General features: G+C 40.1%; 12 protein-coding genes. 7 read left to right on the top strand and 5 right to left on the bottom strand.

What is annotated here, in order from left to right; genetic code table 11:
* Positions 1 to 793: 793 nt before the first annotated feature.
* Entirely contained in the window at positions 794 to 985 is a 192-nt protein-coding gene (locus BWI96_RS21105) for a cold-shock protein (protein WP_106638477.1), read from the bottom strand.
* 276 nt (positions 986 to 1,261) lie between these two features.
* Here BWI96_RS21105 and BWI96_RS21100 point away from each other — a divergent pair, with 276 nt between their 5' ends.
* The gene (locus BWI96_RS21100; RefSeq protein WP_106638476.1) at positions 1,262 to 1,699 is read left to right on the top strand and encodes a cold-shock protein; all 438 of its coding nucleotides are present in this window, start codon (positions 1,262 to 1,264) and stop codon (positions 1,697 to 1,699) included.
* Positions 1,700 to 1,779: 80 nt separating this feature from the next.
* Here BWI96_RS21100 and BWI96_RS21780 read toward each other — a convergent pair whose 3' ends face one another.
* Positions 1,780 to 1,971, bottom strand: coding sequence for an aldo/keto reductase (locus BWI96_RS21780; RefSeq protein ID WP_157830482.1), 192 nt, complete (start codon positions 1,969 to 1,971; stop codon positions 1,780 to 1,782).
* Positions 1,972 to 2,542: 571 nt separating this feature from the next.
* Between BWI96_RS21780 and BWI96_RS21095 the strand changes: the two genes are divergently transcribed.
* From BWI96_RS21095 to BWI96_RS21085, 3 genes are all read left to right on the top strand, one after another.
* The gene (locus tag BWI96_RS21095) at positions 2,543 to 3,646 is read left to right on the top strand and encodes an STING domain-containing protein (protein ID WP_106638475.1); all 1,104 of its coding nucleotides are present in this window, start codon (positions 2,543 to 2,545) and stop codon (positions 3,644 to 3,646) included.
* A gap of 12 nt (positions 3,647 to 3,658) precedes the next feature.
* Positions 3,659 to 4,744 carry a hypothetical protein gene (locus tag BWI96_RS21090; RefSeq protein WP_106638474.1) on the top strand — a complete coding sequence of 362 codons (1,086 nt, stop codon included), beginning with the start codon at positions 3,659 to 3,661 and terminating at the stop codon, positions 4,742 to 4,744.
* A 154-nt stretch (positions 4,745 to 4,898) separates the two neighbouring features.
* Positions 4,899 to 5,450: a hypothetical protein gene (locus BWI96_RS21085; protein WP_106638473.1), complete on the top strand. Its 552-nt coding sequence runs from the start codon at positions 4,899 to 4,901 to the stop codon at positions 5,448 to 5,450.
* A gap of 245 nt (positions 5,451 to 5,695) precedes the next feature.
* On the opposite strand, the gene BWI96_RS21080 is transcribed toward BWI96_RS21085, so the two are convergent.
* Positions 5,696 to 6,547 carry a nucleoside deaminase gene (locus BWI96_RS21080; RefSeq protein WP_106638472.1) on the bottom strand — a complete coding sequence of 284 codons (852 nt, stop codon included), beginning with the start codon at positions 6,545 to 6,547 and terminating at the stop codon, positions 5,696 to 5,698.
* Between the two features lie 917 nt (positions 6,548 to 7,464).
* Here BWI96_RS21080 and BWI96_RS21775 point away from each other — a divergent pair.
* Positions 7,465 to 7,668, top strand: coding sequence for a hypothetical protein (locus BWI96_RS21775; RefSeq protein WP_157830481.1), 204 nt, complete (start codon positions 7,465 to 7,467; stop codon positions 7,666 to 7,668).
* A 220-nt stretch (positions 7,669 to 7,888) separates the two neighbouring features.
* Here BWI96_RS21775 and BWI96_RS21075 read toward each other — a convergent pair whose 3' ends face one another.
* Positions 7,889 to 11,227 (bottom strand): glycosyltransferase family 2 protein, encoded by a 3,339-nt coding sequence (locus tag BWI96_RS21075; RefSeq protein WP_106638471.1) that lies wholly within the window; start codon positions 11,225 to 11,227, stop codon positions 7,889 to 7,891.
* Complete coding sequence (locus BWI96_RS21070) at positions 11,224 to 12,525, bottom strand: glycoside hydrolase family 2 TIM barrel-domain containing protein (RefSeq protein ID WP_157830480.1); 1,302 nt, start codon at positions 12,523 to 12,525, stop codon at positions 11,224 to 11,226. The genes BWI96_RS21075 and BWI96_RS21070 overlap by 4 nt, the downstream gene beginning before the upstream one ends.
* Before the next feature lie 543 nt (positions 12,526 to 13,068).
* Between BWI96_RS21070 and BWI96_RS21065 the strand changes: the two genes are divergently transcribed.
* Complete coding sequence (locus tag BWI96_RS21065; RefSeq protein WP_106638470.1) at positions 13,069 to 13,947, top strand: hypothetical protein; 879 nt, start codon at positions 13,069 to 13,071, stop codon at positions 13,945 to 13,947.
* On the top strand, positions 13,908 to 14,807 hold the full coding sequence (locus tag BWI96_RS21060) for a glycoside hydrolase family 26 protein (RefSeq protein ID WP_106638469.1): 900 nt from the start codon (positions 13,908 to 13,910) through the stop codon (positions 14,805 to 14,807). Before BWI96_RS21065 ends, BWI96_RS21060 begins: the two co-directional genes overlap by 40 nt.
* Positions 14,808 to 15,062: the final 255 nt, after the last annotated feature.

Below are 15,062 nucleotides of genomic sequence, written 5' to 3'. Positions count from 1 at the left end.
ATCCGGGAGCTGGAAAGCTGCCTTTGCACCGCGGCAGAAATTCGGCAAATGGAAGCAGGTGTTCGTTTTCGGGATCCTTTCCCAAAATGGGAAGAGTAAAATTGAATCTTTCTAAGAGGCAAGGAAATCAGGTCTCAAGGCTCAAAAGACGCAATAACCAATGATTATTCGGTTTGACTGAGCTTTTGAGCCTTGAGGCTTGGCATAAAAAAACTCCTTCATGAATCACGAAGGAGTTTCCCGTTAACCTCTAAACCTATGTGTCTAAACCGTTTGATGATTCAAAAGTACAGTGAAGCCTGAACATAGACTTCGCTTTTCTATGAACTGTAGACTTTATACGTTGTTTGGTAGGATTTAACCGTTGAACCATTATGCGTGTCATTTTTACAAAAATTGGTTCTTCTAGTTCAGTTGATAAATGATTAACAATGAATAAGTTAACTTAGAATTAGTTTAAACTAACGTGTGAGGCATAAGGCCAGTATTTTCCGATTACTACCATGAAATGGTCAGTAGCCAGTTTGGGAGTAATTCAATAACTAGTAGGAGAGCTGTTCTTTTCAGACAAGCGAATGTATGGAGAGTATCACTGTTTAGAAACTTGGGGGGAAAGCCAAAACGAAAGCAAGTGATTTTAGAGAACTTGCTGCGATTACCAAATAAATGAAAACTACGTCTTTTCAGAAGTTTGGCTGATGAAATTGTACTATTGGAAGCTGGAAGGCTGTAAAACACAAAGAGGTTCGAACGTGCATTCGAACCTCTTTGCTGTTAAAATCAGGACGGATATTTAGATAACCTGTACGTTAATCGCGTTCAATCCTTTTTTTCCCATGGTTACTTCGTAAGTAACAACGTCGTTTTCACGAACTTGATCACGCAGACCGGTAGTATGTACGAAAACGTCTTCACCTCCATCTTTTGGAGTAATAAAACCAAATCCTTTGGTTTCATTGAAAAACTTAATGGTTCCTTCTTGCATTGTATTTTATTGAGTCGGAAAGGTACGATTACTAATCGGATAATCCCGCTTATTAAGTCTTTTTATTTGAAAATCAGTCAGGAAAGCTTTTCAGAGATCGGAGAGCTGTTTAGGAACTATCAGTAAAAAATTGTAGTTTTGCTATTACTACACGAAGTAGAGCACTTCTTGATCTTCATTTTAGGCTATTCTTTTGTTCTTCCGCAAAGCCTTTTATCAGTTATTTCAACAGTCGGTGCTACAACGTTATATCATCTTAAATCTAAATTCGTATTAATGGGTAGAGCCAAGGAGACATTCGGTAAGAAAGAAACCACCAAGAAAAAAATTCAGAAAAAACAGGAGAAAGAGCTCCGCAAAGAGCAGCGTAAAGAAAATTCCAGCAAGGGTAAAACCGTTGAGGAGTTATTCGTTTACGTTGACGAAAACGGCAATCTTACCAGTGTGCCCCCTGAGTTACGTAAGACAAAAGCCCCCCGGGAATTTACGGTAAAAGGCCCCGTGACTGACGATCCAGTAATCCACTCTGGCGTTGTGTCATTCTTTAATGCTGCCAAAGGTTATGGATTCATCAAAGATGACCAGACTCAGGAAAGCATTTTCTTACACATTTTGCAGGTGAAAGGAACCGTAGAAATGGAAGACCGCGTAGAATTTCAGATTGAAAATACGGCCAAGGGACCATCCGCCGTGCGGGTAAAGAAAATTCAATAGTTGATTACTACTTGATAAGCAATACAAAGAGGAATCCAGTCTGGATTCCTCTTGGCGTTTTAGGGCAGATCAGAAACGGTTCATTCAGCGATGCGGTTAAGCATTTCCATTTCCTGATCGGTTAATGAAATCTCTCCCGCGGCCATATTTTCTTCCAGGTGCTTTACACTGGAGGTGCCCGGAATGAGCAGAATATGATTGGAGCGGTGCAGTAATACTCTTGGATGTATACGTAAGTGTAAATATATTTCTACTGGCCTAAGTAAAATCAAATCATACTGCTATATGAATGTAGTCTGTTATTTACAATTTATAGGGAAATAATATTTAACTTGAAATTGATAAACTAAATAACATTAATCAATAGGTTATACTATTAATAAAATTTATTACAATTTCTAATTTAATTCGGCTTTGTTGCATGGCTCTTTGGTAGTATAGACTGGGTAAAACCTGCCTATGATTGCAATCATAACCGTGGAATTACCCAATAAAAGGTACTTACATTGTGTATGTCGGCCCATAGAGAAGGCTGTTTAGGTCGAGAATGTGTGTTTCCAGAGCTATGCAATAGAGCTATTTGATTCACTAAATTTGTCCTGATTTAAAAATGAATAGCTTATTTATTTCTGAGCTTTATAATTAGTAAAATTGGAAATGGATTTCTATTTTGCATATAGTAAAGCTCTGCTGATTGATTTGTTTAATACAGTAGATGAAAAGTATATTAGATAGCAAAAGCGTGAGAATTGAATATCAATCAGGCTGAAACTTTCTGGTACTCATAAATTAGGTTGTTTTAATTGAATTTTTCTCATGCCTCTAATTATACTCTCATCACCTATGAATAGGAAAAATTACTTTGAGGACGCACGCCTGGATATTTTGGTTCTAGGTTCGATGGGTAATACTAATGATATTAATGTCTCAACGACTGAATTAGGTATTGTTGTTAGGGAACTTTTAGAAGAAGATCGAGCCAAAGAACTATTGCTAGATGCTGGCGTAATGACTACAGAAGTACATGTTCCTACTGCTTTTCATAATACAGAAATTGTTGATGGTATTCTAGAGAAATTAGATATTGCTGATCTGGTCATAATCAACCTAACTCCTAAAGGCAGTTCCAAAGGAGCACCAAGTGCTAATGTTTATTATGAACTAGGTTTAGTACACGCATTAGGCTTACCGTGTATCATGATGAGTGAGGAAGGAACAGAACAACAATTTTATTTTCGTAACTACAAAATCTACAGATATTCTCCTAAAGAAGACGATCTTAAAAGGAATCTCCGTGGGCCACTTTTTATATTTCTTGATATTCATAACGATACCAATTTTAGCAATAATCGGATCACACAGTTTTATAAAGGATTACCTATTGTCGACATTAGTGCAGCTGTGGGTCTAGCAACTGGCTATTATTATAATTTTGTGGGGCGTCTTCTTCGGGATGGCCTGTTTATTACCAAACACCCTGATAAGATTAAACAATTGGTTATTGTTCGCCCCGATAGCGTATTAAACACTTATGCACAAGACCAGAAACGTATGGCCGATGTGCTGACAGAGGCAGGGTATCAAGTCAAAGAAGAACGACTAAGCGATCCAGAGGATGGGAAAGGAATGGCATTTATCTATCATGTTGATGGAATTGTTCTCGATTTACCTAGAACAATTTACCCCTTAAAGATATCTCCTAAATTAGTTACTATGAAGGATCGCTTTAGTTTAAATCCTACGTATAAAGAGAATATAGTAAAAAGGAAAAATGATGCTCTATTACAACAACATAGTGAACTATTGTTAGACCGAGTTCAGCAAGGTATTTTATTCCATGTCAACAGAGAAGGGGAAGGGTACCAAAAAACTAAATTGCACTTTGCCAGAATTGATGAATTACCAGCCTTATTAAAAGATTTCGGTGTTAAATCTTCCCAAGTGTAAGCTTAGAAACCTATGTATACGAACATAACTAAAAATGTTACCCTTTCCTTTTCCGGAAAAAGGAAATACGAACAACTTAATCGACTTGAGCCCGAACTGGAAACTTTATTTCAAAAGTTAGATCAAGCGGTTAATAGCGTTCATTTTCAACTATTAACAGGTTGTGCTGACGGAGCAGATCAAATTGCTACTAGTCTGGTCTTAAAAGCTCCGTTTAATAATACGCAAAACTTGTGGTCTACTGGTGGAGTGTTTCCCTTTCAACAGTCAGATTACGTTGATACCATGGATGATCTGATTGCTTATGAGGCACTTTATCAACGTCTCGAGCAGAAATTGCATTTGGATGGCCATTATGTCAAGGGTGCAGAGGGAAAGGAAGCAAGGGTAAAAGCGTACAGACAACAAGGGCAGGTCTTGGCACGATTTGCGGATGTTTTCATCGCTGCTTCTACTAGAAGTGAAAACATCAACGGAGGGGGTACGTTGGAAAATGTGATTGTAGCTTTAAAGCTTGCTAAGCCTGTAATTTTCTACGATCTACAAGAGCATCAATTTTACTTATTTCAACACGTGGATGAATTTCTGTTAAAAGATGATTCAAATCTAAATAAGCACGCTGTTACTGTTGAAGAATTGGTAAAGTGGTTTGAGAGGCGTATAAGACCAGAATATGATTCAGATGTTTACTTAATTAAACCAAGTGGTGGACTTTTATTTAAGTGCAGAAAGCAAGCTTGGAATGTATTTGAAAGATTATTTTATAGAGAAAAGCCCCGATTTGATCCCAATTTCAGACAGCCTATTTTGGAAAAATTAAAAATAATATATGATGCTATTGAGGATATACGTAGGCCTATTAGTGAGAACGCAAATCGTTTTCAAATACATTATCGAGGGAGCTATATGCTAAATTATATCGCAGCTATGGCAGCTGTTTGTGTAGCAGTATTAGCAATGATGTATTATATCTATTCTCTAAGATATTGGCATCATATTTACTGGCCTTTGATTGTTTTGGGCTTGATTAAAATTGCTATTTTATCAATAATTATTATAAATACACGCGAATCTAATAAGACAATTACAACGCTTTAGCCATTCAATATCGCTATCTTTCCGAGCGTTTGAAATTTAACCAATATTCTGTTATTGGTGGACTATTTAATCCTATAAACCCAACTATTGGTAAGCACGACGAGACCCAGTTGAGGAAAAATCCGGCGGAAAAAAATATCAGGATATACTTTCGGTGTTTAAAGTAACCCTCTCTTACACACTTGAATTAAGCTCTAAGGATGTAATTGATTATTCAGATAATATTAAACATTGGTGGTATCAAGAACAAATTAATTATTATATGAAGGTTTCGAATAGGTATAGCCAGATTTTTCACAAAATTGAAAAAGCTTCTGAGTTTCTAAGTAAAACGGTTTTGGGAGTTGTTAGCTTTGAGATACTATTGGAAACGGCAGAGCATTTCCATTGGTTTGGAGAAGTAAGTTCTATACTCGCAGAAATATTTGGTCCACCTTTGCTGGGAATTGCCACTTTTTTACCTGCAGTTGTTATTATTTTAATCGCTATAAATTTTCATCAGGATGGTAAAAAGCTTAGTACGCGTTACCAGAACCAGGTTTTAGCCATCGAACGCCTTAAGGATTGTTTCCCGAAACTTTCGAGTATAGAACAGGGTTGTTTTTTTATCAAACTTCTCGAGCAACTTGATGAAATGGGGCAATTAATGATTGATGAAGTAGCTGACTGGTCCATTTTATATGAGAATAAGGTATACGAACCCTAGTGTTAACAGGATACCAAGTTGGGTAAAGCAGTCGAATTTGCCAGATAGAATATTGAAAATAAATCAAGTACAGCTAATTTACCTACCACGTCAAAAATTGAGTATGCCAGCCAGAAGGTATTGGAAAATAACTTAGCAGTCTTAAAACCTATTCATACGTTTGGAAAAGGAGAATATTGAATTCGTTTTTTGATTGTAGATATAACATCCTTGTCGTAGCTTATTACATTATAAAATAGGATGTCTTATTTATCTATCGAATGCAAAATCTTCTGGTAGAAGGCCAGAGCCACTCGTTTAATTCCTATATTTTCGGGGTGCAGTACATTAAATTGTTCTAGTAAAGGATGAGCTGATTGATAGATGCTTTTCGCCGATTCGGACGCTAAGAACTTAGCTAGTACTTTTTCAGCATCTGATTGAAGAAAGGTTTCATATTGACGATCGAGTTGCTGACATAGAGGAATGCTGGAAGGAGAGACCTGAACAGTTCTAGGGTAGGGGCCAAGTCCTCCGCTTGCCCGGTGATCTGCAGCTAGGCGTTCAAATGCTTTTGAAAATTCGATATCGTGTTGTCCGTAAACAACCCGCTTGGTAGCTGTCATTAGAATCATTCCTGCACACATTGCACAGGGTTCCAATGTAGTATATACCGTGCAGTTTCTTAAATTGTATTGATGACTGCCTTCCAAATATTTTGTGATCATGCGAATCTCTGCATGTTGGGTTGAATTGTTAGTAGAAGTAATACAATTTAAGTTATAGGCTAAGGGTTCATTTTGCTCATTCACTAGCAAAGCTCCAATGTTATATCCTCTTCTTTTTTCCCGGGGCACTTGTTCCCCTTGCCAGTCTTGATAAACTAATGCATAAGCAAGGAGTGAAAAAATGTGATCACGTTCATCTTGAATTGATAGTGAATCTGGTTGGATTTTAGGCTTTCCAAGATGAGTTGCATATGTTTTCAGAGAATGAGTCATGCCCATGAGGTACATTAGGCACGCTATATAAGCAAACCGTTTGATCGTAAAAGTTAGATTGTAAGAAGGCTTGTGTTTTTTCAGGTTCATCACATGTTCTGTAGCGTTACTTTTCATTCCAAATGATACATATTAACCAAAAGATAGTATACTCAAGGATATTTACAAAATTTGGCGATCAGGAATAAAAGGTACCCGTTTAATGCGATTCATACGGCTACTTTACATTCATGTAGATAGATGCCCTTGCTCGTTAACGCAAGATGATAGATGAATTCAGCCAATCGTCTTAATTGAACAGTATTATGCTGATATTAAGTTGAATCTGCAAACCTCCAGCGTTAATCCCCTTAGCGAGATTCATTGAAAATTCATCTAGCTTTTTGAATCAAAATTGTTGACAGAGATAGGTGGAGAAATCAGGGAAGGAGCCAAATGAAAAAGAAACATGCACAAGAACAAAACCTGTTCTGTTTTAAATAAATAATTTTTGATGTTACTGGTGGGACTGATCGAAGCATTACCAACAATTCCCAAAACAGGAATACCCAGAAAAGCCCTTCGAGATTTTCTCGAAGGGCTTTTCTGGGGAGACGGAGGCTCTATAGATATAGCCAAGTGGATTGTTAAAATATGCTCATTTACAGCAGATTAGGTGCTTTTATATTTAAATATAATATTAATAGGATAATATAAAATAAAGCAAAAAGTGTGTGTGAATATGATTTGCAAACTATGAGCACTTCCATTTTTGAACTCAAAAGGAGTATATCCTTTTTTCTTGAAAAGCGTAAGAACAAAGTTGGTGTATTGATTACTGAGAATGTACCTATACGTATGACTGGACTTTGAAGGCATCTGCAATAATTGCTTAATTTGAATTATGGTTTATTGAACTGGCCCCAAAATCCTTTGTCGTCATAGGCGGGGAATAACCGGGCATATTTTGAGTTGTTACGTTTATAATCTTGAATTTGTGTGTAGTAATAATTCGGTTATAACCTTTTACAAATGACCCTTATAGCTTTGTTAAGATGTACACAAGCAAATGGACGTTTGTAGTTGTACAAAATAGTAAAAGGCTCGAAAGAGCCTTTTACAAGTATAGTTCAAAAAGAGCGTTTTTAAGCGACGAACTGGATATTTCTGGATATACCTACAACAAGGGCGTATTAAGTGAAGATGTTACCACATTGACTACATCCGACCCGGATAATACGTATAGCATCAATCGGTAAGAGGATGGATTGGGGGGAATACTCAGGGTAAGGATTGGACCATTACCTTTAGCCTGAATAGCAATCGGCTTACCCAATGGATCAAGCTTAACTAGTTTCCATTCAAAGGAATAAGTGGATGGCGTATCGCTGGCCAACCTCCATTTACCTCCAGTATTTAACAGGACATGGTAAGATAGTAGCGTATTGGGTTCGGTAGCTAGTGCTGGCCTCAGGATTTTTACCGTGGGCTGTGAATCGAGTAAGGGTATTCCCTTTCGGAGCTGACGCAACTGCAAAAGGGAAAACTTATTCCGGCCCCGATGATCCCTAAGGCCGTTAAAACTAACTTGGTCAACCAGTTGCTCATCCTGCCAGTTGGAAAAAAAACAGGGGTCTTTAGGGATCTGAACTCTGCATACGATGAAACGCTAATAGAACTAAAAAAATAAGGAAGCCTTGTTTGCCTGATTATCCGACGCTGATCTACCGTCATTTGTCCCTCCACAAGTAATCCATAGGAGTCGATTTCAGGAATCACCCGATGGAGTATTTCAATTGTTTGGGCAAGCGTTTCATTGACTTCTACATCAACCGTTACCGGTCGAGCCGGATCTATTTGCTTAATGGCGATAACTAGTTTTCTGAGCCAACTCAAATACGCGTCTTGTTGATAAAGCAATTCGGGTTTGGCATACTGCTGACTTAATTTCTGTAGAATAGCGTTGCCCAGGTGCCAGGATACAATGGTCTCTTTTTCTTTCAGGTCGTTTACGCTGCTTAGAATCTGCTGACTCAAGGTAGTCAACCGAGCTTGATCTTGTCGGAAGTTGACCAATTCCGGAATCCAGTAACTATATTGAATTTTGAGACCAGAGGATTGAGCTGCCTTTAGGATGTTATAGTCATAAATAGTAGGGCCATACCGTCGGATGGTGTTAAGGCCAACCTGCTTCATGGCTTCGAAATCAGCCATAAGCTCTTTTTGGGTGAAAGCCTGAAGACTTTTCGTCCAATTCTGTCCTTTTTTATAGCTGACACCTATAGGGGATCCTACAAAGTTTTTCGGCTTTACACTCGTTGAATCCGTATACGGCTGAGCTAGTAGCATGAGCTTAGGTATTTCGGCTGACTTTGGTGCTTCCGATTTGTGAGGACCTGGTTGATGCACAATCAGGTAACTGTTCATAGCGGGATAGTTGCTCTTCGAAGCGGTTAAAGCGGTGACCGAGCCTTCGCTTCGATTATTCGCTGATGAAATAGTTCCCGAACTGATAAACACAATAGGGATTCTGGACCGGAAAAGAGGATGTTGATCGATGGGGCGGTAAGGTAGTTTAGATGACAATCCGGCCGAGAAGTTTGTCACAGAGATCCAATCCACGTAGGATTTGCCAGGAAAATACGTATTCAAACGGTTTGCTTTCCCAAGATCCCATACCCAGATGGCATTATATACTCCCTGTCGGGTGAAATAATCGTGTACGTATTGCCAATAGTCTCTAAATGTTTTTGCCTCAAAGGAAGCCGTATTCATGTCTATATCAGGGACAAGGCTAAGGCAGATCGGACGTTTCAGTGCAATAATCTGCTGTGAAAAGCGACGTAGATCGGCGTCATAATCACCACGCAGGACAGACTCAACAATGGCAGTAGCTCTTTGCGGATTGGCTACATCGGATTTGTTTACGATAGGCGTCCAGGTAATCATCGGAATGGAACCCAGCTGGTAAATTGAGTCCAGACTTGCGAATGGCACAACGCTTTTCGAGATGTTTCCCCAGGTAATGGACAAGGGAGCAATCGTGAAAGGAACTGGTTGGGTAGATTGTTCCTGGTCGAACAAACGGGAAATAGTTCGTAGCTTTTGGGACAAAACGGGATCTAATCGAAACTGATTCGTAGGAGAGGGAAGCCAATTCTCGTTCTCGCCCAGATAGCTTATATAGGTAATCCAACTCAATAGACTAATGGTAAGTAAAGAAGCGGTACTCCGCACAGCCGTGTAGATCCGGCGTCGAACAAGCCAAAAGTTAATCTTAAGCGTTTTGAGGCTGCTTGTTAATTCAGCTAGCCAGGGAAAATGATTGACAACTCTACCGAACTGTTGTTCTCGACTGGCCAATATGGTAAAGCCCAGTATACATGCGTTTAAACCAGCAAAATTGGCCATAATCAGATTATAAGGATTCCAGTCCCGGTATAATCCGTATGTGCAGGCAACCATCGAAAGCCCAATCACGACCAGGTTGGGGATATTCAACCGCCAGTTATCAGCCTCCCGGTTATCTTTGGGCGTGGGAATGTAGGGGACTTTTTTTCGGATAATTGTGTAGACGAAGCCGACTATAAACACCCACCAGGTGCCAATCATTAATAAGCCGCCGACCACGTGAAATCCCCTTTCTTGGTCTTCCATAACCCACCACTGAGCGAAGTGTCGAATGAGAATAACCGCCGAAATGAATGGTAAGGCGATCAAACCGAAATGGGCGAAGTCGATATGGACTGGGCTAAGTCCAAACAGCAGGGCCAGGATGGGTATGGCAAAATTGATCAGATAAACAAAGCCGGAAGCATAGTGTAGCGGAATAACACCGTAATGCAACTTCTGTTGCCAGGTAAACTGCTTAAAAAGCCTGGGGTAGGTGCTGACCAGCAACTCGAAAACACCTCTCGACCATTTCAATTGCTGCTTGTAATAAGCCGAAAGGGTGGAAGGCACAAGACCCCGAGCCAAAACGGCCGGAACGTAAACGGACTTCCAGCCCTTGGCATGTAATTGCATGGAAGTATGCATGTCTTCAGCCAATCCAGCTGCGTGCCCGCCAATAGATTCCAGTGCAGAACGTCGAAACGTGCAGTTAGCACCAATAGCTGGCACGGTTCCGTATCGATTCATCGTCATCATCATCGGCCCATAAAACTGGTAGGTTTGCTGGGCTGCACCTTTCGCAATCAAACTATCGTCGTGGTTTTTATAGGCCTGCACGATCTGAACGTAACCGATCTGGGGATCATTAAAATGGGGAACGATCGGGTCCAGAAAATGGGAAAAAGGAACGTGGTCGGGGTCCAAGATCACACATAAGTCGCCCGATGATTGTTTGAGTGCGTTGTTGATATTACCCGCTTTGGCATCGTTTTTTTCGGTCCTGGTTATATGATGGACCCCTAATTGATGACATACTTTTTTTAGATAGGGGTCATCGGCTTCGTCGCACAGATAGGTTGTATGTGGATACGAGATGTCCTGAATGGCCGTCAACGTTTCGACAATCATCTCATACGGTTCTCCGGCACAGAAGGTGGTAAAAATATCCACTGTATAAACCTGCGTTGAAGCCGGGGCTTTCGGCACCGTTATACTGAAATAGTGATACCATTCATGGAGAATCTTCAAGCAGCTAAAACCAAGGGCAACCATGAGTAATCCATATAGAAGGCTGTGGCTTTGGGTCCCCTCGTCTAGCATCCGCTCCCAAAAGAAGAACATACTTATCAGACCTAGTAAAATCATCAGGCGAAAAGTAACTCGTTCTTTTCGGGAAGGAGGTTTAGCCGAAAGCATTGGTTTCATGGTTTGCCTACCACATAAAATGGCGTATTACAGGTTGCATAACTTCCATTATGATTGTAAATCGTCGCAAACAGGCGATAGGGCCCTTCTTTGGAAGGTGCCACAAAGGTCGCTTTTAAGCGACTTTGGGCTGTAAACAGGGAAAGTGGGGTTGGTTTTGCTGGGGCATTCCGATACGTTTCGGCGTACCAATCTTCGTTAAAAATTTGCCATTTAACGGCCTTTATGGTGTCGGTTAGCGACTCCATCAGCACTTCGGCCGATACGGGTTGGTTGGGATTTAAAAGAATATTATCCCGGGCTCCTTTTTGATCGACCAGCATATATTTGACGGCTGGCACCTGGTAGAGGGCAGGTTTTCTGGTCCATATAGTGTGCATAGTGTTCACCAGTTCCGAGCGGGCACCCGTTTCATCAAATAGGCTAAACCAGGTGGGTGTCGTTTCCTGCTTCTGTCCCCAAAAAAACACAAAAGCACCTAGAAAACGTGGGTCGTCGACAGGCATAAATTGTCGATATCGATTCAGGACAATTTCAGCTTTCTTAGTGCTTGTATTTTCAATATAGGCCCCCCAGGCCGTTTGTTCAGTACCAGACCAAGGGCCATCTACGCCCCATTCCGTCAATAAATAGGGGCCATCCCAAAACCAAGAAAAAGCGTTTAAATCATCCCTTAATTTATTGATTAAGCTGAAAATGTTAAACGAAATAAGATCAATACGGCAACGAATAGATAGGTTAAAGATGTATTTTTCATTAAAATTCAAAATAGTCGTAGTAACCGGATGATCGGGATCGTCCTGATGAATCATTTCGACTAACTCATTAAATGCCTTATAAAAATTATTATAAGCAGGCCCATAAGGAAACGTCAACTCATTGCCAACGCACCACATTAAAACTGCCGGGTGAGCCTTGAACGTATTAACGATGGTCTTATAGGCTTTAAGTTGAGAAGCAACTTTATCCGGATTATCATAATAAATCATGTAGTCTTTATTGTCAGGAATGGGAAGCCCTACAATAACGGACAGGTTATTGGCCCATGCACTATCCAGAATAGTAGCTAAATGTAGGGTATCCCAGATTCGGATAGCATTGCCGCCCGCTTTTCTTAGCTCACTGAAGTGCGAGTAGCCTGCCGCTCCTTTGATTGTAAATGGTTTCCCATCTCGATATAAAATGTACTTGCCTTCGCTTTTTACAATCCTTACTTTTGGGGAATAACTGTTTTCATTATCGCTGTTACAGGTTGAAAAAATAAAAATTATCGGGAGTATGAGGAGGAATGATTTCATTAAAAGCCATAGATAGATTTACAAGTTTAACCAATATGCTTACAAAAAAAAGGTGTTTATAAGCATGAAGCAAACCAGTTGATGGTTAAAACAGACCAGTGATTCGTGCTATACGCTCGGCTTTTTTCACGAAGTCGATCTATACTTAAAAACTTAGACCTAATTAATGGCTAACCAAGAGTGGTTGAGTCATTTCTAGCACAGCCTGTAAAGAGCATCTACGTTCTGCTGATTTTTGGCTCTGCATTTATAAATAGAACTAGATCAGCAAAACTGCTTTAGTAGGTTTTTCCGCTGATGAATTTTTGGAACAGAGCCATCGACCTGTACTTTAAGGGATACAGGCAAGGAATGAGTAACGGGAGGTCGTATTCATAGCGATTGCTCTGTTGACGTGAGTTCCCACAAGTAACTATTATATGTCTATTATTTAAAATTAGTTTGTTACCATAAATTTATGTAAACTTATAATAGATAAGAAATTCTTTTGGGATCCACAAATTAGATCGCTCTCCAACTTCATCTCTGAAATTAGTTAAGTCAATGAAGCTAAAAGTCAGTTATTACCTGGTAGGAATATCCGTCATTTTAGGGCTAGTACTTTTAATTCACGAATACGGCCATGTACAACAGGTAAACAGGGTTCTGTCCGCGGCCAAACTGGACCGCAGAGTCTCAATCAACCGGGATCAAGAGGAGGGCGTTATTGGCATTTTTGATCGGACAGATAAGCAAAGTGATGTAGGCAAACCTGGTTACCAACATACCTACTTACGATTAAGTAAGGCTGTAGAAGGTGATATCGTGGAGGCTCTTTCGTCGAAAATAGCCTTAGACAAAACGAATCTACTAAGCCTTGTACTGAGTGATTGTAACGAAAATTGTCTCAACGAAACTCTAAGAGGTGAATATGATCAAACGTTAACGACATATTGCCGTATACTTTCCAAATCTAATAGAGAAATCTTACTCAGATGGTGCCCGGAAATGGAAGTTCCGGTTCATGTTTACCCTTGGCAATACCAATCGCCCAAACTATACAACGAGGCATTTCAGCATGTGTCAAAACTGTGTAAAGCCGCTTTCCCAGCTATAAAGATTGTCTGGGGACCAGCGGGCTACCCTGGTGCTGAAGAGTATTGGCCAGGGAAAGAAGTAGTCGATTTAATTAGTGTTACACTAAAGGGGGTGTCTGAGGAGTTGACCAATGCCTATCCTCGACCGGTGAATCAGGCAATTGCCATTAGGCGAAAAATCTATAGAATGAGATTTATGAACAAACCGGTCTTAGTGTTGGGACCACAAACAATAAAGAACAAGGGCGTATCCATAATTACTAAGTCATTCCATCAAGCGATTCATCAATTAAAAAGGAAGAACGCATGTTCTTCTCACCGTCATCTGACGTTCAACCTGCGTTAAAACCCAACGACAAAACGACAACTCCTCTTAAAATCGGCGTTTATGACCCGAAGAAGTTACTGGTTGAAAACGAATCCGTGCACGTTGAACATCTATTTACCGATCTGGGAGCTATACAAAATGGCTCTTTTGAAAAAGAATTTAACGATGTCCTGAGCCGAAACCATGATGTAATCGTAACGTTTGAGCCTTGGAAAGATACCTATGCCAGAAAAGATACAAACGTGCTCTTGAATACCCTTCACGGTGTTTACGATAAAGAATTTAGTAAGCTTTATACCCTTATTTCGGCTACTAATCAGACGGTTTATTTGCGTTTTGCACATGAAATGGAAATTCCTATTTACCGATATTCCTGGCAAAGTCAGGATCCAGCATTATATATCAAGGCATTCCGTTATTTTATGTTTTTTGACAAGAATCACGCTTCTAATGTGAAAAAAGTGTGGGGACCAGCGGGCGACCGGGGTTCGATGGAGTGGTGGCCGGGAGACGATGCCGTTGATTACATCAGTATAGCTATTTATGGTCTGCCTGACAAAAATATTACTGACCCTGCCCAACAGGAAACCTTTCGGAGGATCTACGATCGTAAATCGTATCGCATGCGATTTGCCAACAAGCCTTTCTTTATAACCGAATTTGGGGTTAAGGGGCCAGAAGCTTATCAACAAAAATGGCTTGAAGATGCCGCAATTACAATCAACCAGCATCCTGAAATAGCGGGTGTCTGTTATTTTAACTTAATGGATAATCCGAAAGTTTGGGGCAATATCTCTCCCCCTAACTGGAGCATTAGCCCCAAAAGCTTATCCCATTTTGTCCAGCTGATAGCCAATAAACGGCTGGCAATGAATTGATTTAAAGTCGGATGAAGAGAATAAATCTTTGATGGTGTGGATCATCACTCTACCTGACATGTTGCCCTTCTAGATGCTCCGCTCTTATGCACCATCTCGTCAAACGCCAGTTATGTGAAACATTTACACAACTCTACACAAGACTTCAAAAACCTCGCAAAAAGTACCTCATATCGTTATCTTAAAAATCTATGTTGACTCTCAATTTATAACAAGTCGGATCGAAAAACCCCAAATGAAGCTATGCTGTTTACT

It is taken from the genome of Siphonobacter sp. SORGH_AS_0500 (genome assembly GCF_002838835.1).
Classification (GTDB): Bacteria; Bacteroidota; Bacteroidia; order Cytophagales; family Spirosomataceae; genus Siphonobacter.
The sequence above is the reverse complement of the archived record's forward strand: the minus strand, read 5'-3'. Positions and strand labels throughout refer to the sequence as shown.